General features: G+C 57.8%; 19 protein-coding genes. 8 read left to right on the top strand and 11 right to left on the bottom strand.

Annotation, left to right across the window (positions count from 1 at the left end; translation table 11 throughout):
* Nucleotides 1-228: 228 nt before the first annotated feature.
* From OWC48_RS44020 to OWC48_RS43970, 11 genes are all read right to left on the bottom strand, one after another.
* On the bottom strand, nt 229-1,065 hold the full coding sequence (locus OWC48_RS44020) for an SDR family oxidoreductase (protein ID WP_282525620.1): 837 nt from the start codon (nt 1,063-1,065) through the stop codon (nt 229-231).
* 621 nt (nt 1,066-1,686) lie between these two features.
* A complete protein-coding gene (locus OWC48_RS44015; protein ID WP_282525619.1) occupies nt 1,687-1,896 on the bottom strand; it encodes a hypothetical protein in 210 nt (69 codons plus the stop codon).
* Nucleotides 1,893-2,999: a nodulation protein NodZ gene (locus OWC48_RS44010; RefSeq protein WP_282525618.1), complete on the bottom strand. Its 1,107-nt coding sequence runs from the start codon at nt 2,997-2,999 to the stop codon at nt 1,893-1,895. The genes OWC48_RS44015 and OWC48_RS44010 overlap by 4 nt, the downstream gene beginning before the upstream one ends.
* Nucleotides 3,000-3,132: 133 nt before the next feature.
* Entirely contained in the window at nt 3,133-5,166 is a 2,034-nt protein-coding gene (locus OWC48_RS44005; protein WP_282525630.1) for a carbamoyltransferase, read from the bottom strand.
* Between the two features lie 301 nt (nt 5,167-5,467).
* Nucleotides 5,468-6,256 carry an ABC transporter permease gene (locus OWC48_RS44000; protein WP_282525617.1) on the bottom strand — a complete coding sequence of 263 codons (789 nt, stop codon included), beginning with the start codon at nt 6,254-6,256 and terminating at the stop codon, nt 5,468-5,470.
* Nucleotides 6,257-6,259: 3 nt separating this feature from the next.
* Nucleotides 6,260-7,180: a nodulation factor ABC transporter ATP-binding protein NodI gene (nodI, locus tag OWC48_RS43995; RefSeq protein ID WP_282525616.1), complete on the bottom strand. Its 921-nt coding sequence runs from the start codon at nt 7,178-7,180 to the stop codon at nt 6,260-6,262.
* 1 nt (nt 7,181) lies between these two features.
* A complete protein-coding gene (gene nodU / locus OWC48_RS43990; protein ID WP_282525615.1) occupies nt 7,182-8,891 on the bottom strand; it encodes a nodulation protein NodU in 1,710 nt (569 codons plus the stop codon).
* Between the two features lie 13 nt (nt 8,892-8,904).
* Nucleotides 8,905-9,534, bottom strand: coding sequence for a nodulation methyltransferase NodS (gene nodS, locus OWC48_RS43985; protein WP_282525614.1), 630 nt, complete (start codon nt 9,532-9,534; stop codon nt 8,905-8,907).
* 11 nt (nt 9,535-9,545) lie between these two features.
* A complete protein-coding gene (gene nodC, locus OWC48_RS43980; RefSeq protein WP_282525613.1) occupies nt 9,546-10,922 on the bottom strand; it encodes a chitooligosaccharide synthase NodC in 1,377 nt (458 codons plus the stop codon).
* Nucleotides 10,923-10,933: 11 nt separating this feature from the next.
* On the bottom strand, nt 10,934-11,593 hold the full coding sequence (gene nodB / locus OWC48_RS43975; protein ID WP_282525612.1) for a chitooligosaccharide deacetylase NodB: 660 nt from the start codon (nt 11,591-11,593) through the stop codon (nt 10,934-10,936).
* Nucleotides 11,590-12,222, bottom strand: a complete 633-nt coding sequence (locus OWC48_RS43970) for a NodA family N-acyltransferase (RefSeq protein ID WP_282525611.1) — start codon at nt 12,220-12,222, stop codon at nt 11,590-11,592. Before OWC48_RS43970 ends, nodB begins: the two co-directional genes overlap by 4 nt.
* Before the next feature lie 835 nt (nt 12,223-13,057).
* Between OWC48_RS43970 and nodD1 the strand changes: the two genes are divergently transcribed.
* From nodD1 to OWC48_RS43930, 8 genes are all read left to right on the top strand, one after another.
* On the top strand, nt 13,058-14,002 hold the full coding sequence (nodD1, locus tag OWC48_RS43965) for a transcriptional regulator NodD1 (RefSeq protein ID WP_282525610.1): 945 nt from the start codon (nt 13,058-13,060) through the stop codon (nt 14,000-14,002).
* A gap of 630 nt (nt 14,003-14,632) precedes the next feature.
* Nucleotides 14,633-15,604 carry a transcriptional regulator NodD2 gene (nodD2, locus tag OWC48_RS43960; protein ID WP_282525609.1) on the top strand — a complete coding sequence of 324 codons (972 nt, stop codon included), beginning with the start codon at nt 14,633-14,635 and terminating at the stop codon, nt 15,602-15,604.
* 921 nt (nt 15,605-16,525) lie between these two features.
* Entirely contained in the window at nt 16,526-17,239 is a 714-nt protein-coding gene (locus OWC48_RS43955; protein ID WP_282525629.1) for a MerR family transcriptional regulator, read from the top strand.
* A 336-nt stretch (nt 17,240-17,575) separates the two neighbouring features.
* Nucleotides 17,576-18,688, top strand: coding sequence for a branched-chain amino acid ABC transporter substrate-binding protein (locus tag OWC48_RS43950; protein ID WP_282525608.1), 1,113 nt, complete (start codon nt 17,576-17,578; stop codon nt 18,686-18,688).
* Between the two features lie 478 nt (nt 18,689-19,166).
* Nucleotides 19,167-20,198: an LLM class flavin-dependent oxidoreductase gene (locus tag OWC48_RS43945; RefSeq protein ID WP_282525607.1), complete on the top strand. Its 1,032-nt coding sequence runs from the start codon at nt 19,167-19,169 to the stop codon at nt 20,196-20,198.
* Nucleotides 20,199-21,925: 1,727 nt separating this feature from the next.
* Nucleotides 21,926-22,315: a NolY gene (locus OWC48_RS43940; protein WP_282525606.1), complete on the top strand. Its 390-nt coding sequence runs from the start codon at nt 21,926-21,928 to the stop codon at nt 22,313-22,315.
* Between the two features lie 340 nt (nt 22,316-22,655).
* Entirely contained in the window at nt 22,656-22,892 is a 237-nt protein-coding gene (locus OWC48_RS43935; RefSeq protein WP_282525605.1) for a hypothetical protein, read from the top strand.
* An 86-nt stretch (nt 22,893-22,978) separates the two neighbouring features.
* Nucleotides 22,979-23,224, top strand: coding sequence for a hypothetical protein (locus OWC48_RS43930; RefSeq protein WP_282525604.1), 246 nt, complete (start codon nt 22,979-22,981; stop codon nt 23,222-23,224).
* Nucleotides 23,225-24,060: the final 836 nt, after the last annotated feature.

Here is a 24,060-nt window from a genome sequence, read left to right as displayed (position 1 = left end):
CCTCCCTGGCACCTTGTCCTGGTTGGCGAGCTTCGTTTTGCATGTCACGCTCGATCTAACGCCAAGTGTTGACGAGATGACATAGAACCATGACACCTTTTCATGGCACGATGGTAAACTTACGGTGTGCCTTCATTTCATTTATACGGATTGCGTGCGCGTCGTCAGCGAAGAAAAAGCGTACCGCTGCTGCAGCTCAAGTCAACTGTGTCGCCACGGCCGGCCGATTCACAGATGTTGCCCACCATTGATTGGCACCTCGGCCCCTGTGACATAGCTCGCCGCATCCGAGCACAGGAAAAAGATGACCTTGGCCACTTCATCCGGGGTTCCCACTCTGCGCAGCGGGATACTTGGCACGAGACGCGCTTCTGTGTCGGGCGATAACATGTCCGTCCTGATTTCGCCGGGCGCGATCGCATTCACGCGAATGCCATGCGGCGCATAATCGTGGGCCATTTCGCGTGTGAGGCTCGCAAGCGCAGCTTTCGACGTGGCATAGGCACTGCCCGCAAACGGGTGCACCCGCGAGCCCGCAATCGAAGTCACATTCACGATCGACCCTGACGCGGCTCTTAGCTCGTCAAACAAACCCTGCGCCAGCAGGATCGGGGCCACCAGATTGAGATGGAACACCCTCATCCAAGTCTCGATTGACGTCGTCAACGACGTCATCCGATCGCCAGCGGGCGTTTTCGGCGAGACACCGGCATTGTTCACTAGCGCGTGCAAAGGTGCACCGGCCAAGCGTTTCTTGACCTCAGTGATCGCGCGCGGCAGCATTCGATGATTGCTGAGGTCGATTTGGACATGATCCTCGCTGCCTGCCGGCCAGGGGCATTGCTCGCCGTCGAACGGTTGACGCGCGCAAGAAATGATGCGCCAGCCCGCCTCCGAGAACAGCTTGGCAGTGGCATGACCAATTCCGCGCGATGCTCCGGTGAGGAACATCGCCTTCTGTTCTCCGCCATGAACACGGGCTTTATCGGCCTGAAAGGGGCAAGCCAAATGTGTTTCGGGCAGCGGGCCTCTGATTAGATCGTCATTTGGCAGATCCAGACCCACGCCGCCTCCTCTCCTGTTGCGCGCCGCACGCGTAGCAGGATTTGGGCCACTGCGATGCATGCAAATCCGCTTCGGTTTTGCGTCCTAATGTCGCGCACGCGAAATGCTTGGCTGGTTCAAGACACGGTGGGTGTGCTTTGTGACAGCGATGGTGCATCAGCTACGTAATGTCGCGAGCACACTATAAAGACAAGGCTACGAGCCGTGCTCTCTTTCCCGATCGCACAACCGGAAGAGCCAAAAAATGGCCAGCGCTCTCGTCGGGGCAACGATCGATAAGGATAGCGGCCGCCGCCAGTAGCCGCTTCAACTCGAAAGCTGACGTTACCAGCTTCGTACGTTAGATTCGCCGGCAGCTGATGCCGACTTCATCGCGCCCCGCTCTGCTGTGTCCAGCACTGGCACATCGCCGGGCGGATTGATTCCGGGCCACGACCTGGCGTACTGAATGTTTTCTTCAAAATAGTGGATCCTGAGAGCGCCCGTTCGTACCAGCGAGTACCGACCGCCAAGACGGAACTCGCCGGCTGAACGGAGACCCTTTCGATATGTTCATCCGCGATTGACCACCGATTAGCTTCGACTCGCGGCCCCCCGAGGCGAAGACGAGACGTGTTACACCTATTTACCGCGGCGGGAGCGCGTAAGGTCATTGTTGTCGACGTCGCGCTTCAGCGGAAGACATTCGGACCCCGCGTCGCTCTGTTCTCCGGTGGAAGTTCGCAACAAAGCATCACATTGGGCAGACAATTGCCGCTCTGAAACGATCTGCCAATACTGCTGGATGCAAATAGCGGCAATCAGATCGATCAGGCGAGCTACGAATTTCATGAAGCCACGAGCTCTTGCGAGGATTCTTCAATCAGGATCAATCGGCTCGGATCGTTCAAATCGAATTCTATCACGCGTGGGGCAAAGAGACGCGCATAGCGCGTGAAGGCGCTCGTCGGGGGAAAACGGATCACGGTATCGCAGCGCGCAAGGAGATACATATCGGTGAGGGCGGAAAAGCCGCCCTCGGCTCCGAGCGCGGCGTTGTGCAATGGGCCGGCCTGAGGTGCCTGGAATCGTTTTGGGATCGTGAAAACATCAGGAAATATAGTCGAAACCTTCTCAAGAACGAGCGCGCTGTCCGTGCACAGGAAAGCCCTCACGGGTTTTGCGTGGGGTAACACCCTGGCCTTATCAATGGCATTACAGACCTGTCGCAAGGCGCGCTCCGGGTCAGCCCAGTAGGGAGCATGCCCCATAATGTCCTCGCCGTTGCCATGCCGGACATGGATGCCGATTACGCTGTACGATTCAAAGTGCTCGCGGTAGATAGCATCAATCCGAGCCTGAATTTCAGGTCGTGGCTTGATGCTCCGAAAGATTTCTCGTTCGGCCTCCTGATCGCAGCGCCACATCAGGCACGCATCACACACAACCGTGTTCGCGTCACTATCTTTGTGACTTTGGAACAGTTTATCGAGTTCGTCGCGCTCCCGGAAAATCTGCTCGTCCGGGCGATAGACGCAATCGATGGATGGCTTGTTCCACCATGTCGGGAAGAATGGTCCCGGAAATGAACACTGATTGATCTTGTCGTCGCAAATCACCCGCACGCCAGCAATGTCTTGAACCGGTTCGAAGAAGACTGGAAAGGCGTTGGTGGATGGCTCATCGAGGTAACAAGATCCCCGCCAATCGATGGCTAGCGTCCGTCCTGTCTGCTTTGCAAAACGCCAGGCTGCCGCCAGTGACCACAGGCAGTCGCCGAACCCCGTGCGTCGCCGGGAAACTACGAACCTATCATTCTTCGAACCGCTCTGCATTGCCTGTTCCCGGGCTCCTGGTTGGACAAGAGACGTCATTACAGACATCTCACGTATCATCTTGTCCGACGTCATGGTCTGAAATCGCGGTGCCGGCGAGCTGCGTCGGTAGAACTTCATAGCAGCGCTATCCGTGATGGGCCGCGTTCTCGCAACACTCCGTCTTTTCTTGAGCGGTTCAGTCGGATGCCCGATGCCCCCCCGTGCGTCGGATAGCCTGGCCTCCTCACAGCAGGCATAGGCATGGCCATGCTCATGAGCTCCGGCTATGTTTCGCTTTGCACTTTATTGCAGCCGCGCGCGGCGGATGCAGCCGAACGCCCCGCAGCTCCCACACGAGCCGCAGTTCCTTCACGAGATCTTCACGCTCGGCTTGGTCCAGCATGGTTGCGTCAAGAAGCCGGTCGAGCGACGCCTCGCCCTCGATCCGCATCAAGATCTCGAAAAGCTCATGTGAGATACGCATACTATCGTGGGCGGAATGTCCCGTGCGGATCTCGCAGACCGTTTCCTGACGATCTGGCGCTGTGTGGGAGCGAACACGATGAAGGGATGCATACGGCGGCAATGAAACGCCCAGTGTACTCCAATCCTGCAGCGATGCTGGCCGCTTCCTGACGAGGAAAGGCCCAACAACAAGTCCGTCCAGGTCAGTCGTCAAGAACGTTGTGATCGCATCTGACACGGACTCCACGATGGGCTCGGCATTGTTGTTAAATGAGGTATTCAGAAGAACTGGGATGCCTGTTCGCCTCTTGAACGCATAAATTACATCCCAATAGGTGGGGTTTGTCTTGCGCGATACTGTCTGCAGCCGAGCGGTCCCATCAACGTGTGTGATCGCACCGAGCACGTTGCGCTTGGCTTCACGCACACGAACCACGAAGTTCATGAAGGGGAGCTGCCGCGTGCCCTCCGGGAGCTCAAAGAACTCGCTCGCATCCTCCTCCAGTACAGATGGCGCAAAGGGACGATAGCCCTCGCGCTTCTTGACCATCGCGTTGATGCGGTCCTTGTTTTCCGCAGGCCGCGGGTCCGCAAGAATGCTGCGGTTACCAAGCGCACGTGGGCCGAACTCAGAGCGGCCCTGAACCCAGCCGATTACAGCGCCATTTGCCATCCAGTCTGCCGCACTGGCTGCTATGTCATCGCTTCGTTGAATGTCGAGGTGGCCTGACCATGCGTTGAGCTCATACTCTACGGCTTGCTCGTTGCCGAGATCGGGCCCCCAATAAACGTCCGGAAGTCGCTCGCGCGGCGCCGGCCTGCCCAGCTCGTTTGACAGCATCAACGCAGCGCCGAGTGCGCAACCGGCGTCGTGCGCCGCGGGTTGAACAAAGATATCGTCAAATAGTCCGGAATAAAGCAGCTTACCGTTCAGCGTGCAATTATGGGCTACTCCCCCAGCCAGGCACAAGCGTGTCATGCCCGTCGCTTCACGATGGTGCCGCAGGATGTGAAACACGATCTGCTCCAGCGCCTCCTGCAGCGAAGCGCTGACATCTCGATGCTGTTGGGTGAATGGCATTCCTTTTCGCCGAACCTCGATGTTGCGAACCAGGTCTGGACCGATCCGATCCAGGTGAACGCGATAGCCACCGTTTTCCAACAACTCGTAGAACTGCGCGAAGAGCTTGCGATAAGGAGCGGGATCGCCATACGGGGCAAGCCCCATCACTTTGTACTCGTCGAACAACCCGTAGCCGAGATATCGGATCGTCTCGAGATAGAACAGCCCCAGGGAGTTATGCTCTGGGAAGCTTGCAAGTTGCGCAATTTCGGTGCCAGACCCCACCGCCAATAAGCCGGAGAGAAAATCGCCACCGCCGTCGATCGCAAAAACGAGACTTTGATCGAACCCGGACATGGCAAATGCGCTCACGGCATGCGCTTCGTGGTGATTCACGAAGGAAAGCCGCGACGGATCGATCTCGGCGCCGAACTCCCGTGCCAGCAGCTGGCGTAGCAACAGTTTGGCGTCCAACGGAACGGGCTGAGAAACAGAAAGGCGCTCGAGCATGGTATTGCAGTAGGCTTCAGTCGCGTAGAACGCGATACGGTCGATCTCGCCGAGCTCAACTCCTGCGGAAGAAAGGCAGTATCGGATCGAATTGCCTGGGAACTTGTTGGAGTGCTTGACGCGGTTGAGGCGCTCCTCTTCGACAGCAGCAATCACGCGGCCATCCTGCACAAGAACCGCAGCGCCATCATGAAGAAATGTATTCGGCAGCTCCGGCGAGCGTTCATAGATTTTGTCAAGACCGCCACTCACTCCCAGGCACAACATCCCGTTCTCCATTTGATCATGCCGGAAACGCCAACTGCGTCCCACCTATCTAATCTGTACAGTCACGCTCCGTCGGGTGCGCGGGCCAGACAGCGCAACTATCGCCTAGCGACAGGCGCTCAGAAGTAACGGTGCTGGCGTCCGCACCGATCGACCAAACAGACGGCCGTTGACCTTGCTCGATCGCACTCTTAAGGCCATTGCAACAGCTGCCGTGACAGACCAGGTCATCCCGAGCTACCGCAGAAACGCATCGTGACAGTGCATCGCTGTGACTTTCTCCATTTGCGCTGAACTCACGTCAACGCAGCAGGCGGCGCCGAAATAGTGCTGTCGACGCGAAAAAGGGCAAGACCGCGTAAACGCAGAGCGCACCTGCGTGCAGGGCCGCGCTGTCGGCGCCGCGCTCAAGCATCGCTGGGCGAATAAGGTCGACTGAATGTGCGAGAGGCAACAAGCCGGCGAAATGCTGAAATGAGCCGGGCAGTTGGCTCGTCGGAAATACCACGCCACACAAAAACACCATAGGAGTGAGGACAAGTGTCTGGTAAAACACGAAGTAATCGTAACTTGGCGCAAGAGATATGACGACCATCGCCAGGCTGGCGAAGACAAGGCCAGTAAGGGCGATTGTGGGCATCGCATACAGAATGGATGGCCATGACGCATAACCCAGCGTGGCAGCGACGATCCCGATCGCTGTTCCGGCCAAAACGGACTTACTGGCCGCCCACACCAGTTCACCCAGAACGATGTCGCCAAGCGTGAGCTGAGTGGAGAGGATTGCTTCCCAGGTGCGCTTGGCGTCCATGCGTGCAAAGGCGGCATACATGGTTTCAAAGGTCGCGGACGTCATGGCGCTGGTCGCGACCATGCCTGCCGCCAGGAACGCGATGTACGACGTCCCCTCAACGCGCCCCACGATCAGTCCAAGGCCAAAGCCGAGGCCAAACAGATTGGTTATAGGATCTGCGAGGTTGCCGAGAATCGATGCAAGTGCGACTTTCTTCCATGCGAGGAAGTTCCGACGCCATACCGCAATCCAGTTGTACGCGTTAGCGGGCATCACCGCCGCATAACTTTCACCCATCGCTCACTTCTCCATCTCGCGCCCGGTCAGCCGCAAAAACACGTCTTCGAGATTCGGGGGGCGCTGCAGAATACGAAGGCCCGCTCGCCCGCGCAGTTTCACGCGTACCTGCTCCGGATATGGCGCATAACAAAAGAGCGTCTCTCCACTCACTTCGATGTGCCGAGCGTGCGGCCTGATCAGCTCGCAGAGCTGATGTGGATCACCGCCATAGATTTCGACCACGTTACAGCCGATATGCTCATCGATCAGGCCGTCTGGCTTGCCTTCGGCGATCTTGCATCCACCCTCGAGGACACACAGCCGATCGCACAGGCGTTCGGCCTCTTCCATGAAGTGAGTGGTCAAGAGGATCGTCTTGCCACGCGCAAGCAGAACTCGCAGGCGTTCCCAAATCAGGTGGCGTGCATGCGGATCAAGACCAGTTGTAGGCTCGTCCATCACGAGTAGATGTGGATCATTAATCAGGGCGCGAGCCAGCGTCAGCCGCCTCTTCATGCCACCGGACAACTCGGAGACGCGCACGTCCGCCTTGCTTTCGAGGCGCGCAAACTCGAGCAGCGATGGTGCGACCGCCTCGATCTTACGAGCGCTCATTCCGAAATAGCGACCAAACACGAGCAGGTTCTCTCGAACGGTGAACTCGAGTTCAAGGTTATCGAACTGCGGCACCACGCCGATGCGCATACGCGCCACACGAGCGCGGGAAGGCACAGGCTCATTGAGGACCGTAATCTTGCCTGCGTCCGGCGAAATCATGCCGAGGAGCATACGCGCAATCGTGCTCTTGCCAGCTCCATTTGGGCCAAGCAGGCCGAAGCATTCTCCGCGCGCAACCGAGAACGATAGTTCATTGACGATGACCTTGTCGCCAAATGACTTTTTCACGTCGGCAAGGTCAATCGCTACCGTGGACATGTTCATCTTAGACTGAAAGAAGTCGTTCAGCAGACGATGGCTTCTTGACGACCGTTTTGGTCCAGAGTTGGCCGTCGCACCACACATGCTCGACGCGCCCCCATTGGCAGGCCGCGGCAGCATCCGGGAAGAATCCCCGTCCGTGGAGGTTGGCGCTCGTGTTGCAGAGCAGCGGTATCCCCGTGAGTTGTTCAAATTCGACGAGAAGCGCGGCGACCTTGTGCGGAGAGTTGCGGGAGATTGTCTGCAGCCGCGCCGAGCCGTCAAGATGGACCACAGCGGGCACCTTGTCGCGCCATTCCGCCCGGGTCTGGTGATCGAACAGCATGTAAGGATCTGGGGTACCTGGGCTGAACATTTCTGGCGCCCGATCCTCCAGACAGATCGGCGCCACTGGCCGGAAGTGCTCGCGACGCTTGATGTCGTTGAGATGATCCTTCATTGCTGGGGAGGTCGGCGCTGCAAGAATGCTTCTGCCGCCCAACGCCCGCGGCCCAAGCTCGGCGCGCCCGGAAAGGAAGATGACCGGCTTGTTGTCGGCGAGAACCGCCGCAAGTTCACGCAGACTGCATGGCGCGGCCTCCCAATCCGGCGGAAGCTCGCTGTCCTGCAGGACCGGACCACTGTAGACTGACCATTCCAATGGCCCGAAGCCATTTTGCGCCGCCATCGCGCCGCAAGCAGCGCCGATTGCCGAGCCGCTGTCATTCGGAAACGGCGGCACCCAAACGTCATCGAACAATCCCGCCGCACGAAGCGCGCTGTTCCACTTGATATTGAGACCGCACCCTCCGGCGATACATAGATTTCGTGCTCCTGGAAGCGACGAGTGTCGCAGCAGAACCATCGCCATTTCCTTGACAAGAAGACGTTCCACGAACACATGAAACGACGCAAGGACGTCCTCCGCTCGCTTGGCCGTCAGGCGCAATGCGCTTGCCTCGAAGAAGTCGTGCATAGCTGCAAGCGACGATTCCGCATTGTTGATGTCAGCGCGGTAGCGACGAGCCTGCTCCGTGTCAGCGGCGAAGCGCTTTTCATAGAGCTCCTGGAACACCGCCACGATGCTTTCGTCGACAGAGCCAAGCGCGATGTAGGCCATCAGCTTGCCGGCGATGCCCAAATCCCAACTGGAGCGGATCGGCTGCCTATAAGGGCCGAAGTGAAGGCCCGCGGCAGCATAGGCATGGCCAATCATCGGAAACAAGGATGCAATGAGCCGTGCCCCCCAAGGTTCCACATAGTAAAGACGTGGAAAGATGCAGCCGTCCCATACCAGGCAGAACGCGGGTTTTCCCGCGCTGGCAAAGGGACTGGTGCAATATGCTGACGCGACGTGGCCCGTGACGTGCGGGTAGCTCTTATATGGAAACACCTTGCCTCCGAGGATCAGGCCAAAGCCGTCGACGGAATCAAGAAGGCCCTCAGCATGGCGCTCGACATATGGCGCCCCTTTCAGCGCGATCGGCACAGCGCCACTTAGGACCTGGAACTCCGACTCAATCTCCCCATCCCAGCCGTCGATGACGAACTGATCGATATCCCGCGGATCCAGGCCATGCTCCGCCAAAGCGAGCACGACTGCATCGAGATTTTCGATGGATTGATAGCGTGGACCGTTGCCGCGCTTCTCTTGCTCGGTGCAAAAGACAAGCCGTCCGTCCTCGACGACAGCAATTGCCCCGTCATGTGTCAACTTGATGCCGCAGATGCGCATAAGATCCCCTGGTCTAGTGACCGACGTTTGATTGTTCTGACGAGTGACCCGGCTTCCGGAACCGGACGATCAAGCAGTCTTCGTTGACCGACTCGGTGTGGCAGTGCAGACGCTCGACCTCCGATAGGCTCTCGTTGAAGAGAGCGATCACCGTTTCGGCCCCAGCAGCATGACCCCATCGTTGACATGTGGCATCACGTGCGGACCCGAAACTCAGAGCTCCATTTGGCGCAAGCATTCTCACCAGATTGCGGATAGCCGCATGCATCTCGACAATGTCCTTGAGGTAGTAAAGAACTTCGGCCACGACGATCAAATCGAACTGCTCAGTGGTCGAGAACCGCTGAATGTCGCAGGTCACCCAGGTGATATGTGACCACGTCCTGGTCCGTCGTCTCGCTCGCTCGATCGCCTGGGGCATGAGATCGACCACGGTGAGTCTTTTGCATAGCGGCGCCAGCATGCCGGTGAATGCACCGGCTGCACATCCCACTTCGAGGGCATACGCAACATCTCCATTGCAAAGCGACATCCGGAGCATTTGCGCGTATCGCTCCTGCTCGAAAGAACTACTGTCGAGGCGCCATGGGTCGTCGACAGCTAACTCTCGCTCTAATAGCTGATGGTTTTCGTCCGGGATCATGAGCCTATCACCTACTTGCAGCCAGTCGAACGATCGCGACCGCAAACACTCTTCGTTGCCGTCAGGCTCGATTCACGGTACGGAAGCCCCGCCTTACGAATTGTTCCACACATTCCCCATTTACTTGCAGCACTTCGTCCAGCCTTCGGATGCAGGATGACAGACTGCTTTTCCCCTTCGGCCGGCCCACCGGCGACCTTGCGCGATAGCCAATCGCTGTTGCTCAATGTACAAAGCGCGTAGGCCTTCAAGGGAAGTAAGAGAAAGATATTGATCGGTGTGTGGAGCGAGAAGCCGAGAAACCGCAGTTCGCGAGCACGAAGGGCTGCCACACTGCACCGGACCATTGTCATTGCTGCAATCGTCAATCCCGTCCACCAGGGCACAGAGCCGACGATTAGGAGCTGTGCGAGCGCAGCCAATGTTGAAAGGGCGAGAAGCAACGGGCCGAGATTTTGCCCGACAACGTCTAGCGTCAGATAGCCATCGAGCTCTGGCAGCAGGCGTAATGCAAGGAACGTGTCCCGGAAGGTACTACGCGCCCAGCGGAGTTGCTGACGTAGATATGGCCCAAGGCGGTCCGGGACGACTGTTGCTGCGATCGCGTCCGAGACGTATTCGGTTCGAAATCCCGCCTTGAGCATGAGGATCGTCAGATGGCGATCCTCGCCGAAATCGCTCGGCTTCCCACGGAAGAATTGCGCTTCGTATTGATCAAGAAGCAAGGCGAGCGCGGAGCGACGATACATGGCACATGGGCCGCAGCAGCACATGACCGCACCGAAACGCGCCTGCGCCGCGCGCTCCTCGTTGCATGCCAACCAGTATTCCATATCGATCAGCCTGGTCAGCCAGGTTTGGCTGCGGTTGCTCGCTATCAACTGACCCATGGCCGCACCGACTTGCGGGTCGTGCATCTTCAGTACAAGCTTCGTGACAACGTCAGCGGCAAGTATCGTATCCGAGTCGACGTTGAGGACCAGGTCACCGTATGAGCTGCGTATTGCGGCGATCTGCGCCTTGCGCTTTCCAACGTTGTTTGCCAGCAAGATGATGCTGAACCTCGGATCGTTCGCATAGATTTTGTGTACAGGCGCGACAAGGTCGCGGTTTGCAGATCCGTCATCGACCACATAGACCTGCAGCTTTCCGGTGTAGTCTTGATTCGCAAGCGACTCCAGACATTGGGCGAGCGTGATTGGATCCTCGTTGAAGCATGGTACGATGACGTCTACACTGGGAAGGACTGCCTCCGATCGTCCCAGATTGTCCTGCAGCGATGAGTCCATCGCCGGTTGGGCATAAAGCGCTTGTGCGCTCTTGTAGATCGTCGAGAGCAGCGCATAAGACGAAACAGCGACAGCACTGGTTGTAGCGAACAGGTCCATAAGGTGTTTTTTCAGTGAAGTTGAGGGAGTGGACTGATTGAAAACCCGCGCCGTTGTAGTGCCGGGATCAGATGCGACAGCGCGCTCGTGGTCTGATCACGCAGCGTGGCATCAGTGCACGGTCGCTCCTCATTAGGAGGATATCCGTCGTGCAGGAGCAGAATTGCACCCGGGCGAACGGTCGCCAGTACTGAATTCACAATTCTATCAGTCCCGGGGCGGGACCAATCTCTCGGATCGACCGACCAGTGCACAGGTGTGAGACCAGCGCTCGATGACACAGCAAGCACCTCTTGTGTCCACATGCCGTAAGGTGCTCGCATGTGCCTGGGTGAGGCCTGCGGGCACGCCGAACGGATCGCCTCGCTCGCCGCCAGAACTTCATCGCGGACCTCCGCTGGTCCGCATCTGGATAGATCCGGATGCGTCATCGTGTGGTTCGCAACCTCGTGCCCTTCCGCGATCATTCGTCGAATGAGTTCAGGTTGTTCGGCCGCGTACGTGCCGATCACGAAGAACGTCGCCGGACTCCGATGTTGCGCCAGCACATCGAGCACCTCTGGCGTGCAAAATGGATTTGGCCCATCGTCAAAGGTCAAATAGACGGGGCGACTTCCGCTCACGTCAGCGTAGTCGCAACGGACAGCAGATATGGGGAAAAGCTCTTTCACAACTCAGGCCCGTTCCGATCGATGATCGTCCCACCCGGCCACTCGCTTATCGAGCGTCCAACCGGGAAAACCACTACGATCACGTCTTCGATCCGGATCGGCGGCAAATTGGGATAGACATCCGGATGCGTGGAGCGGACGCGAATGCCAGACATGAGGGTTGCGAGCCCCTGCCTTTCGACCAGTCGGGTCATATGTTTCTCAAGCGCAGGCCGAACCGTGCCAAAGCCGAATGGAATCCCAAGCTCATGCAGCATGGGATACATCACGCGCATTGCATGGCTGATTCCCAGCCCTTCAAGATCCGGACGCACCGCGTATAACCCCAGTTCGCCTACGAGAAGATCGACCCCACCAACATTGATGAAGCGGCGTAGTAGCCCGACGTGAGCAGCTATCCCGCGCGCGTCGTAACCGATTACGCGGACCTCAGGTCTTGCACCGGCCCAACTTCGGTTGCCCTCAAATGCCTGCGCATTGAACGCACCGGTCGGCCCGTAACACTTGCGGAAGAACTCGGCGAGTTCGGCATGATCGGTGAGCTGCAATTCGCTTTCCCAGCGACGACTCCACTGCACTTGGGCGCGTGCAGAAGGAGGTTCCGCAGTCCGGGATACGGCAACGTTCATGGCTAGCTTCCCTGCGCAGGTGGAATTATGAGCGGAGATGGTCACGTGAGCTCGCTAGTCGTCGAACCGCTGATCAATACTGAAATGAGCTGCCATGACCCGTCGGAGCGCGGCACTCCTCGCCTGCACCGCGCCGTGCGCCTTCGCTCGCGACGAAGCGATCTCATGGTTCGCACCCGTCATCCGGCCAATGCCCTGCGCGAGATATCCCGGAAGATGACGACGAGGCGATTGGACTAGCCAGTACCTCTCTGCACCACGGGGCTTTTCCGCCTCGTCTAGCATCGCTGTCGACGTTCTGACGTCTGCGGGCAGGCCTTCTATGCGCGGGGCCTCATCGATGGCGCATCCGAGTGACATCAGATCACACTAGTCCTTATACATCTTCGACACGCCCTGAATGCGGTGGACAGGCGAGCCATTTGGAGAGTCGCCTGAATTACTTGGCATCCGCAATCTGCGCCTGCCGCTATTTCGCGACACTAGAATGCGGCTGAACGCGCTCTCAAGTGTACGCGGGTAAACCTCCAATATGGAAACGGATGAAGCACGCATACCAAGGTTTATGGAGATCTGCCTGGCGTCTCGATCGAGCGAGCTTTGCACCGAGAAGAAGCGACGCCGCTCGCACGGCGCGCCCATAGCCGCCCTCGAAGCGGATGCGCCGGCTGCTCGCACGTCCAGGAGTTTTTCTCTGAGCCAGCGTGAACGAGCAGCAGCCATCATGGTATGCCTGATTACTTTTGCAAACTGATGTTTGCTATCCAACATCCCGCAATTTGGTAAAATCGATTGTTCCGATGGAACACATCCACACGATGGATAGACTCACAACATGCGGTTCAAGGGACTTGATCTAAACCTTCTCGTTGCGCTCGATGCTCTGATGGTGGAGCGCAACCTCACCGCGGCGGCGCGCAAAATTCACCTGAGCCAGCCCGCTATGAGCGCTGCGATCGCGCGGCTGCGCACCTATTTCCGCGATGAGCTATTTACCATGAGAGGTCGCGAGCTTGTCCCGACACCTGGCGCGGAGGCGCTTGCAGGTCCGGTTCGCGAGGCCCTGCTGCACATCCAACTCTCGATCATATCGCGAGACGCGTTTGACCCTACTCAGTCGAGCAGACGCTTCAGGTTCATTCTCTCCGATTTCATGACGATCGTCTTTCTTCGCAAAATTGTGGACCGTATCGCACAGGAAGCTCCCGCGGTCCGCTTTGAATTGCTGCCATTTTCCGATGAACCCGATGAGCTGCTCCGCCGGGGCGAGGTGGATTTTCTCATTCTGCCGGAACTGTTCATGTCGAGCGCGCATCCTAAGGCGACGCTGTTCGACGAGACCCTCGTATGCGTGGGATGCCGCGAGAACAAGCAGCTATCGCGGCAGCTGACGTTCGAGAAATACATTTCGATGGGGCACGTTACGGCGAAGTTCGGACGGGCGCTCAGACCAAACCTCGAAGAATGGTTCTTGCTTGAGCACGGCATCAAGAGACGCATTGAGATCGTTGTGCAGGGCTTTAGCCTGATTCCGCCCATATTGTTAGACACAGGCCGTATCGGCACGATGCCCTTACGACTCGCCAAACAATTCGAAAAGCGGATGCCACTGCGGATCGTCGAACCACCGCTCCCCCTGCCCACATTCACCGAGGCTGTGCAGTGGCCTGCGTTCCACAATACCGACCCGGCGAGCATTTGGATGCGGCGGATATTGCTGGAGGAAGCATCCAACATGGCATCTGGGCATCAGGAGCCTCCAACTCGCAGGCGCTGCTAGGCTCACCATAAGCCGCCCCCGGCACGTTCCAAATACGACTAGCAATCCTCGAAGTGCTCGGCCGCTTTCGCCACTTCAACGTGAGTGGGCGAAGCTGCCAGAGACGGCGATCGGTTGCAAAGACTTGCCGAGTGGTGCGCATGGTGACCTCGCAGGTGAGGTTTGATGCGCTTGCACTACAAACAGGCGACGCCCGGCACTATCGCGGCAGAACACGCCTCCTCCAGCACACTATTGGTTGGCATGCCCGATAAAATCGCTTGAACCACACACTGCGTCAGGTTGTAGGTTGGCCGCCGTGACTAACGCTGCGGTACTTGGCGGTCGGCTGGGCGCTTTGGCGAACTCACGGCGCTGGCCGGACACGGTGTCCATCTGCCATTAACCAACTGACCGGGTCCTGTTGCGTGGCTCGCCGGAAGCGGCGAGACCGATCAACGGGATTCCTGACGGTTTCCGGCCACTGCTGGTTGGCCTACCGCCTTGCTATCCATGGTTGCGGTCATTTCACGAGCGTCTTTTCGCGATCGCAGGACGGAAACGATGTCAGCAAGCCAATAGGACCCTCCAGACGCAGCGGTCACCGCTCGTTGTATGCGCCGCAATTACGTTCATGCCGGATAAGTAGACATGCGTTTCAAAGGTCTGGATCTAAATCTTCTCGTCGCGCTAGATGCTCTAATGACTGAGCGCAACCTCAGCGCAGCGGCACGCAAGATTAGCCTTAGCCAGCCTGCCATGAGCGCAGCCGTTGCCCGGCTGCGTTCCTACTTCCGTGATGAGCTGTTTGGGATGAGGGGGCGGGAACTTGTCCCGACCTCACGCGCGGAAGGACTCGCAGGTCCTGTGCGCGAGGCTCTAACGCACATTGAGCTCTCAATCATCGCGCGGCACGTGTTCGATCCAGCTCGATCGAACCGGCGATTTAGGATCGGCCTTTCTGATTTTATAACAGTCGTATTCTTTCGAAATGTCGTGGAGCGCGTCGCGCGAGAAGCACCCGCCGTCAGCTTCGAACTGGTGGCGCTCACCGATGAGCACGATGAGCTTCTCCGCCGCGGCGAAGTCGATTTTGTTATCTTGCCCGAATTATTCATGTCTAGCGCGCACCCCAGGGCGGCCCTATTCGAGGAGAGGCTCGTCTGCGTAGGTTGCCGCACGAACAGCCAACTACTGCGGCGTCTTACATTTGATCGGTACGTATCGATGGGCCACGTGGCGGTTAAGCTCGGAGGTGCGCGCAAGTCGCCGGTCGAGGAATACTTTTTACTCGATTTCGGTCTCAACCGGCGCATCGACATTCTCGTGCAGAGCTTCAGCATGATCCCGCCCCTGCTGGTAGGCACGAACCGCATAGCGACGATGCCATTAGGGCTCGTAAAGCATTTCCAAAGCACGATGCCCCTTCGCATTGCGGATCTCCCGCAGCCATTCCCCGCCTTCACTGAGGCGGTCCAATGGCCCGTGCTTGACAATAGCGACCCGGAAAGCGTGTGGATGCGAGAGATATTGTTGCAGGAGGCCACCCGCATGGCGACTGGAGAAGAGCCCTCCATCATCTGCGCTTCGGAACGAGCGAATACTGCTGGAGATTTCGCATGATCTGTCTCGCCGTTTTCGTAAGGACGTTCGCGAGATCTGCGATCCTCATATCCCAACGTATACCTCAGCGCAGACAATTTAGGCTCGCCTCGCTCGAATTCATGGTCGCTCTATAAAGATCGTCGCAGCGGACGGCTATCATGACGACGTTGTGCAGGTATTGCGCACGTTGGCAATAGGCTCGACGTGCGAGCGGCGGCTCAGACTGTTGGCCTGGTTTTAGAGACCGGGACGTACGTTGCACCCGGCCGCCGGGCGCACCTGCCTCGACACAGCAGAATCGTCGCTGGGCTGTCCTCGTCAACTCTCCGAATTAGTAGTGGCTCCCGATGAGCGGAAACGCTCCGGCTTCTTCGGAGTCGTACCATCACGCACCGTGAGCGTGATGGTCACCGATCATGCACATGACGGCGATCTCTTGCGCTGTCGAATCAAGCATCGCGTACGCGTGTTGCCCTGTCGCATCACCTGGGAGTACATCGCGTCTTCGTCGCGTCGCGCCGCGGGTCTGACTTCTTTTGGCCCTATCGCAGCCAAACGTCTTGACGACGTGCGCTGCCATGACGCAATGACACACAAGGAGCTGAACGTTGGAGCAGTGCAGCGGCGTGTTCGATCCGGAAGAGCTTTCCGTCTTGGGACGCCTTTATGATAGTGCGGTCACCGCGCTACCCCCATCGATGCGAAGTCCGGAAAATCGCACAGCAATCGCCAAACTCATCCTGGAGCGTACAGCGGCTGGCGAGGCTCAACTGGCATGCCTGACGAACTTGTTGATCACCATTTCCCCACCGGGTTGATCCCCCGCCATTCTGAGGATAGTCACCACTCTCGCGCTGGAATGGAAGACGATCCAGCTAGAGCTTTGAAATAGCTTGAATCACACGTGACGTCAGGTTGTAGGCTTTGAAATTGAACAACATGAGCAAAGCTACACCACGAAGGCGTCGATGGCGCATTGGCGAACTCGCAGAGGCGACCGGAGTAACGGTACGCACGCTGCATCATTATGAACACACCGGGCTACTAGCAGCTTCAGAGCGTACTGACGGCGGCCACCGGATGTACGAGCGCGAAAGCGTGCAACGGGTTCACCAGATCCGGGCGCTACGTGAGCTTGGCTTCTCCCTTGTCGAGATCCGTAAAGCTATGGAGGGCACGACCTCACTTACCGATCTTCTGCGCAAACATTTAGAGCGGATAGAACTTCAAGTCGCTCGAACAACGCTGCTGCGAGATCGCTTGCGCAACATGACCATCGACAGTGCTAGCCAGGTAAGTGTGGATGAGCTGCCTGCCGCCCTCAATGCCATGTCGCGGGTCGAGACGCATAATCAGACGTCCCGATGCACCTGCAAGTTAGCTGCAGATCGCGAGGAGCGGTGGCGGCGGATCCGCAACGACCTGCGTGATTGTATGGATCGGGGCGAGCATCCTTGCGGCGAGCGGGCAAGGGCTGTCGCAGTTGCAGCACGCTTGCTGATCAGCGAAATCGCCGGCGCCGATTCACGCGTTTCGATGATCCTGAAGGTACTTGCACGATTAAGCGCCCCCCGTAGTCTGGCTGGTTGGGATCCCTGCCTCATGCAATATCTCGATCTCGCCCTTGGCGGGTTGGAGGATCAGCCGTACTGACGTCCTCATGGCCCGCTCCGCACGGCATTGCAGATCGGCCCTGGCAACCTGAAAACGCGATGACGCTTGGTTGATCGGCGGCTCTGATGCGGGCCGACAGTTTTATTGACTCAACCGGACAGTCGACATGACCTCGCCGATCGGCGCTCCCTGACGCACTGATCGAGGCTCCCTTCAAGGGGGCTTGAACCGCACGTAACGTCAAATTGTAGGCTCTAGCGTGGTCGCAATCTGGCCGACCTAACGCAAGCTTCACTTGGCGGACAGCCTCGACGTGCAGGCACGTCTGATACAACTGCTAAAGGCTCACTTCAGGTGAGCATTGGGAGCTCTACAATGTTAAATGGGCGCTACGCTTCTGCCGCCAGGGCAGCGCTTCTCTTCTGCGCCCTCGTCTCGGTTGCACGCGGCTCCGAGGTCGATATTGCCGTCGTTGGCCCAATGAGCGGAAGCAGCGCTGCGTTCGGCGCGCAAATGCGCGATGGTGCGGCTGCGGCGGTCAAGGCGTTGAACGCTTCTGGCCTGCTTCTCGATACCAAGGTGATATTGAGTGTCGCCGATGACGCTTGCGACCCGAAGCAAGCTGTCGCAGTCGCGAACAAGCTCACAACAGAGCGGGTCCGGTTGGTCGTTGGCCATTTTTGTTCTTCTTCGTCGATCCCGGCCTCCGAGATTTACGCCGAAGCAGGCATCATTCAGGTGTCACCAGGCTCGTCAAATCCTCAGCTAACAGAACGCGGCCTTGAGAGTGTCTTTCGGATCTGCGGCCGCGACGACCAACAGGGCATCGTTGCCGCAGAGTACATTCACCGGAACTACCCTAACGACAAGATTGCAGTGCTCGACGACAAGAGCACCGCAGGCAAGGGTATCTCCGACGTGGTTGAAGCACAGCTTCAGAGTTTCGGTGAACAAGTCATTCGGCAAAGCTATGTAGCCGGTGAAAAGGATCACAGGGCGCTGGTCTCAAGAATGAAGAAGGATCGGGTGCGCGTCGTCTATATCGGCGGCTATCATACCGAAATCGGATTGTTTGTACGTCAGGCGTCAGAAGCAAGAGCGGGACTCATCGTCATGGCGAACGATCCGCTGATGACCTCCGAATTCTGGGCCATTACAGGCAGTGCTGGAAATGGCACGTTGTTTACCTTCATGCCGGACCCCGCCAGGAATGCCAATGCGGCCGGCGTGGTGGCCGAACTCAAGGCTTCCAACCTGTCCCCTGAAGGCTACACGCTTTACGCCTATGCAGCCGTGCAAGCATGGGCTGAGGCGGTGAACCGGACCGGCTCTTTCCATGCTGCGCGCGTCGCCAGCGCACTTCGTTCAGGGCCGATCCATACCGTGATTGGCCCAGTCCGGTTCGATGCAAAGGGAGACAATGCGGCTCCTGGTTTTCTGGTTTACCGCTGGCGAGACGGCCGTGTTGAAACTGTCGAGCAGAACTGATTGGCATCAACGCCGTCTCCCCAAACCCAAAGAGACACGGATGATGAGACACACTCAGGTCGTTGGAGCAGCGATACTCGCAAGCTCAATTATACTTGCAGCTTTCGGAGCATTTTTCGCGTTCGTTGCAGCGCTCGCAGAGCTGCCCGATGTCGATCTGAAGGAGACGCTACGTCCGATGATAGACAAATAGTAGCCGTGCGGAGCTGATCTGGCGCAGGCACGGGACCTCTGAAGCGGCTAACGATGCTTCTGGTCGAGCAGATGCTCGGTGTGGAGGCGCTTCGCAAACGTTATCAAGGTAACGGCCGGACCCCGTTTGCGGATTCTCGTGACCCACTCACATAGTGCAAGCTCGGTTCCACGCCCCCAAAGAGAAACGGCCTAAGCGGGTCAAATGACGAACGAGACCTCTTTGAGCGCGACGCCATGAAGCAACCAGGACTCACCATCTGACCCATAATCGGAGATTGATCGAGTGAAGAGTGGCCTTCCTTCAAGACTAACGTGCGGCATTTTCGACCATTTGGATGACGACGGCCGAGATGCCGCACGACAATATGAAGATCGTCTTAAGCTAACGGAGGTCTACGACTCCCTCGGCTTCTACGCTTATCACCTGGCCGAACACCACTGCACACCTCATGGCAGAGGGCCCTCGCCGAACCTGTTTCTATCGAGCGTCGCGCAGCGCACCCGGCGATTACGCTTCGGTCCGCTCGTCCTGCTGCTCAACCTTTATCATCCACTGCGCGCATTCGAAGAGATCTGCATGCTTGACCAATTGAGCGGCGGTAGGCTCGAGGTCGGGATAGGCCGCGGCTCCCAGCCGATTGAATGGGGCTTCTTCGGCATCAGTGCAGATACCGCACCAAGCCGTTATACGGAAGCCAGTGAAATCCTGAATATTGCGCTGAAGGGACATGCGCTATCTTATCAGGGACGCCACTTCGAGTTGAGCGAAATACCCTTAACGTTGAGGCCTCATCAACGTCCATATCCGCCTACCTGGATCGCGAGCAATCGGGCTGAGTCCGCGCAGTGGGCCGCTGCAAATGGCGCCAATCTGGCGTGCATAGGCCCCGCCTGTGTTGTCCGGAACGTTACCGACGCCTACCGCTCCCATCAAGCCCACAATACAGCCGCACACGGCCGCGAGCCATTCCTCGGGCTGGCCCGCATGGTCGTGATTGCGAAGTCTGATCGGGACGCTCATGCGGCGGCCGAAACTGCGTATCGGCGATGGCTGGAAAGCTTTAAGTTCCTCTACGAGCTGAACAACATTCCGACGCCGCCCGCCCTTCCGCTGACCTTCGATGCAGCACTCGAGAGCGAATTGTGCGTCGTTGGAACGCCAACTTCGGTCCGACAGCTCCTTCTTCAGCAGATGGAAGTGGCAGGTGCCAACTACTTGCTTTGCCAGCTTGCATTCGGAAACCTTCCACCGGAGATTTCCCTGTACACCGCAACCGCAATCAAAGCTGAAATTATCGATAGCTTTGGCGGATAATGTCTGGATTTGGGGGATCGTATGCTTGGCAAGTAGACCGACGCACTGAGGTTATCCGAAGCTGGTTGCGATTTTGGTCGTCGTTTGCCCTGGGCGCAAAGGCGATCGTCAGCCTCAATGGCGGTGATCGAGCCGTTGACTTTTCTGACTGCGCTTCTCTTACTCGGGCCCATGAACTCTGCTTTCGAACGAAATTCTTCGTTGTGAGCGCCCAGCGACCGTTCTTTCTTCTCAATCATGGCCGGTCAGCAACTGCAGGCTCGCCTAAAAGGCCCATAAGCTCACTGCACCAAGACGGCAGGAAAAAACCGACTGACCCGCTTTCGATGTAAGAGATGAGATTACGCGCGTGCGCGATCCACGAACTGGATGCATCCCATCAACACTTTCGATTTTACCAATTTCAGCCAAGTACCCCATAAGTCGGTCGCCGGTTTCCGGAAAGCACATTTCACGAATGTCGTGTGAGCAATGGACCCTTCTTGCTTTCAGCATAGTCGAAGGCCAATTCGAGGTTCTCGTGGCTGCATCGCCAACGAGGCCCATCAATCTTTGGAATCGACGCACGTGCGGCGCAAATGCAGTCGGATGGCTAATCGCAACGTCTGGCAGGTAATCTATCGCGCTGGCGCCTCCGCCTTTGCAATCATACTAAGGCCCGACACGAAGATCGACTCCCACGCACACCGCTTGGCCAAGGTAAATGCGTGCGCTGCATAGAATTGGGGCAGGCGAACTGCCCTCTACACCGGTGCGGGCTGGACTTTTTGCCCTGACCAGGCGGGCGCCGCCGACAATCCGACGCCGTCGCGGCCTTCAAACAAAGCAGTCCGGTCAGCTATCTGACCACGCTAAGTGCAAGCCGCATATCCTCGCGATCTTACTGCCCACCCCTGTAGGTGGTGTGATCGTGGATTCTCACTCTGCTCGCGTCCTCAGTCTTCGTCGGCGGGCAGCTTCCACACTCATTTCCTACAGCCTGACGCCGCCCTATCTCATTCGATGCGCCGGCGCTCTTCGACCATATCCCGGCGCGGTTATCCCTTGTCAGCAATCCTTACATCACCACCCCAACGAGGGGTGGAGGTGCGCGATCTGCCGGTCTTGTCTCTTAGCGCGCCCACCCTCCAGGAGCCCATCTGCACCCTCACCGAGCCAGGCATCGCCTGTCAACGAATGCAGACAGAAACCGCAGACGTATGTAGCGGATGTTGTTTCTGGGTTGCCAGGCATGGGCTGGGACCCAATTTTCTGCCATGATGAGGAGACCGGTCTGGACCAGTTGACGGCGCGCCATCAGCAACAGCGTCCAGCGCCAAGCGCTCTTTATGGCACTCTGCCTGGCGAGGCCTCCGGTTACGTCTGGATCGCTATGTCAGGCGGCAAGCAATCCCGCAGTTCGGGCCGCACTTCTCGACCTGCCGTCATCAGCGGTGTCCCCGCTGGCTGGAGTCACGGCCACTGTCCGACGCGCTGGACCGGCTCGACGGTCGAATCAGATGACAGGCCATCTACAACGCAGTTCGCAGCGTTCTATAGTCGATTCCGCCTTTGCGGTCCGTTCGCGGCATCATGCCTGCTACTCTCTCCCTTCGACGACCGTGTGCGCACCCTGCCTTGTGCAGCGCCATACGTTCTATCTCCGCGTCTTCGTCTCGCGAACGGGAACGCACGACACAACCGTTACTCAGTCTGCTGCCTGCATTTAACTACTTTGGAGCAACACCGTGGAACTTGACCCTTCCAATTCACGCTCAGAGGACCTCGAGGATCGCATCGACCTGCAACTCGACATCGTGGCCGCCCTCATACGCGAAGAAGGCAACGAGCTCGAAGCGATCCGACTGCTAAACGCACTCACAAACCAAATGATTACGGCGGAACTGGAGCTCGGCCAGCTCGGCGATACGAGAACCGAGGGCCGCGCCGGCGACCGGCAAACGACGCGACTGTCGCGAGACCGTGGCGTCTACTACCCAGAAGACCTTCAGGACTTGGGACGCCTTCACGATCAGGCCGTGGCGGCATTACCGCCAGAGCTCCGAACTCCCGCCAACCAAATGAAGATCGCGAAACTAATTCTGTCACGTGCAGCAGCGGACCGAGATTTCCTTTAGCTTTTTCTGCGGTTGATGGCGCGCTTATCGAACGTCTATTGCTGGGCTGACTGCTACGGCCGTACGAACCAGGGATTCGGCGACTTGGCGTTTATGGGCTCACCGTCCCGTAAGCGCGCCGGTCCGCTGGCTTTTCCATATCACAACTGTTCGCCCATGCGCGAAAGCTGGAGGCCGCGCGGGGTCGAGCAAAGGACGAGTGCCCGCGGACACATGTCAGAAAGCAAACAAGCAGTGTCCAGAAAACGCCACGCGCTTCCAGAGACGCTGCTTAGCTTGAGACTGCGAAAGGGCGGGAACGAACCATTTTCATCGATGTTCGGCTTTAGTCGTGATTGGCATGGCGCCGATCTTCCGATTGCAGGAAGAAGAGCCCCGATTATTGACTGACACCGAGCAACAAGAGCACTTCGGCAACGAAGCCGCGCGAACAACGCGAGCTGGTTTCAACCGCCTCGGAATTATTCGAATTGCGCCTGGCAATACGACATTCGGGGTCATCGTAACTTCAACAAACATCTATAAATTCATTGAAGCATCGAGAGCAGCTCGATGCCCGAGCATACTGCGGCTCTGATGTCTTACTTGCTGGGACAAGCCACAGACTCTCGGTTTGCTTTTGCGAAGGTACTTCCTTGTATCAGGACGTCGTGGAGTGTTGAGATGGATCAGTTGTTATCCGAGCAAGTGCAGATGCCAGATGCTATCGTGAGCGTTGCATTTGATAAAGCCTGGCGCTTTGTTGAGAAGGATCCTTTGCTGGCGCATAATCGCAAGACGGTCCTCCATAGCCGGTTGTGCACTTTCCTTGAGTCTTCCATAAAGAAGGGCGAGCGGAATACTTTGAATCTGGCTAACGAGGCGATACGCAGCTTGCGGGCTGAACTGGCGCCGTCGGCCGAGCAATAAGGCGCTTGAACCTCTACTGCCACATGAGTTTGGCTTGTTAAGGCTCTTGGAGACCCTATGCGGCGGCAAAACAACCGGGGCAGAGCGTGGTGGAGCTGACCTTCCTCCACTCATGTTCAGCCCCGCTGAAGACGAGCACGTTCGCGACGACAGTCGCCTGTGCAGCTCTTCTGGTGACCCCAGACCAGTCACCTGGAACCCAGAGCAAGTCGGCGACGAGACGGGACAGCCGCTCTAATATTCGCTGGCGCCAGGAAAAGCCATACCGTTTCCTCTCTCGACCTTTGGCTCGGCACGAGCTTGCGCAAGTTCAAGCAAGAGCCTGGTCAAGCACAGTCGCATCGGCTCCTTTGACATCCGTCGATCGACGTCGAGTTAAGGAACATCGTGCTACACTTGCGATAGATCCTGAGCCAAGCGATCCAGGCCTGTGATCGATCCTCGCCGCATCGCTCACGATTGCAAGCGGCAGCACGACCGTCCTGCCGGAAGAATGAGCTTGAGCGCACGAGACGCGTCCTCGATCAGCGGTCTTCATTTGCCGAACTCTCTGAATAGCGAGCATGCACGGGACGTATTGGCGCAGCCCGGCTTTGTCGCTAGTCAGCGACAGAGGGAGCTAAACAGCTCGCAGCATTACCTCCCGTCACAGGCCATCACGAACGGATCGTATTCAAAGAAGCATCTGCGCGAAGCGACCAGTGTCGGGCCCCAGCATTGCGGTCGAGGCAGTGCCATGGCAAGTTGCGCGCTCCACAATCTGACGTGGCGTGCGATTTGACCCATTTCTTTCGAAGACATGTTGTGCGGCAGTTACAGCAATTCGCGATCATATT

This window comes from Bradyrhizobium sp. Arg816 (assembly GCF_029989365.1).
Lineage (GTDB): Bacteria > Pseudomonadota > Alphaproteobacteria > Rhizobiales > Xanthobacteraceae > Bradyrhizobium.
The sequence above is the reverse complement of the archived record's forward strand: the minus strand, read 5'-3'. Positions and strand labels throughout refer to the sequence as shown.

Bases quoted from the DNA above. Each gene is read 5' to 3' on its own strand.
- nodD2 (WP_282525609.1), top strand. From the start codon at position 14,633: ATGCGTTTCAAAGGTCTGGATCTAAATCTTCTCGTCGCGCTAGATGCT.
- OWC48_RS43955 (WP_282525629.1), top strand. From the start codon at position 16,526: ATGAGCAAAGCTACACCACGAAGGCGTCGATGGCGCATTGGCGAACTC.
- nodI (WP_282525616.1), bottom strand. From the start codon at position 7,180: ATGAACATGTCCACGGTAGCGATTGACCTTGCCGACGTGAAAAAGTCA.
- OWC48_RS43970 (WP_282525611.1), bottom strand. From the start codon at position 12,222: ATGAACGTTGCCGTATCCCGGACTGCGGAACCTCCTTCTGCACGCGCC.
- nodU (WP_282525615.1), bottom strand. From the start codon at position 8,891: ATGCGCATCTGCGGCATCAAGTTGACACATGACGGGGCAATTGCTGTC.
- OWC48_RS44005 (WP_282525630.1), bottom strand. From the start codon at position 5,166: ATGTTGTGCCTGGGAGTGAGTGGCGGTCTTGACAAAATCTATGAACGC.
- nodD1 (WP_282525610.1), top strand. From the start codon at position 13,058: ATGCGGTTCAAGGGACTTGATCTAAACCTTCTCGTTGCGCTCGATGCT.
- nodC (WP_282525613.1), bottom strand. From the start codon at position 10,922: ATGGACCTGTTCGCTACAACCAGTGCTGTCGCTGTTTCGTCTTATGCG.
- OWC48_RS44010 (WP_282525618.1), bottom strand. From the start codon at position 2,999: ATGAAGTTCTACCGACGCAGCTCGCCGGCACCGCGATTTCAGACCATG.
- OWC48_RS44000 (WP_282525617.1), bottom strand. From the start codon at position 6,256: ATGGGTGAAAGTTATGCGGCGGTGATGCCCGCTAACGCGTACAACTGG.
- OWC48_RS43950 (WP_282525608.1), top strand. From the start codon at position 17,576: ATGTTAAATGGGCGCTACGCTTCTGCCGCCAGGGCAGCGCTTCTCTTC.
- nodS (WP_282525614.1), bottom strand. From the start codon at position 9,534: ATGATCCCGGACGAAAACCATCAGCTATTAGAGCGAGAGTTAGCTGTC.
- OWC48_RS44015 (WP_282525619.1), bottom strand. From the start codon at position 1,896: ATGAAATTCGTAGCTCGCCTGATCGATCTGATTGCCGCTATTTGCATC.
- OWC48_RS43935 (WP_282525605.1), top strand. From the start codon at position 22,656: ATGGCGCCGATCTTCCGATTGCAGGAAGAAGAGCCCCGATTATTGACT.
- OWC48_RS43930 (WP_282525604.1), top strand. From the start codon at position 22,979: ATGGATCAGTTGTTATCCGAGCAAGTGCAGATGCCAGATGCTATCGTG.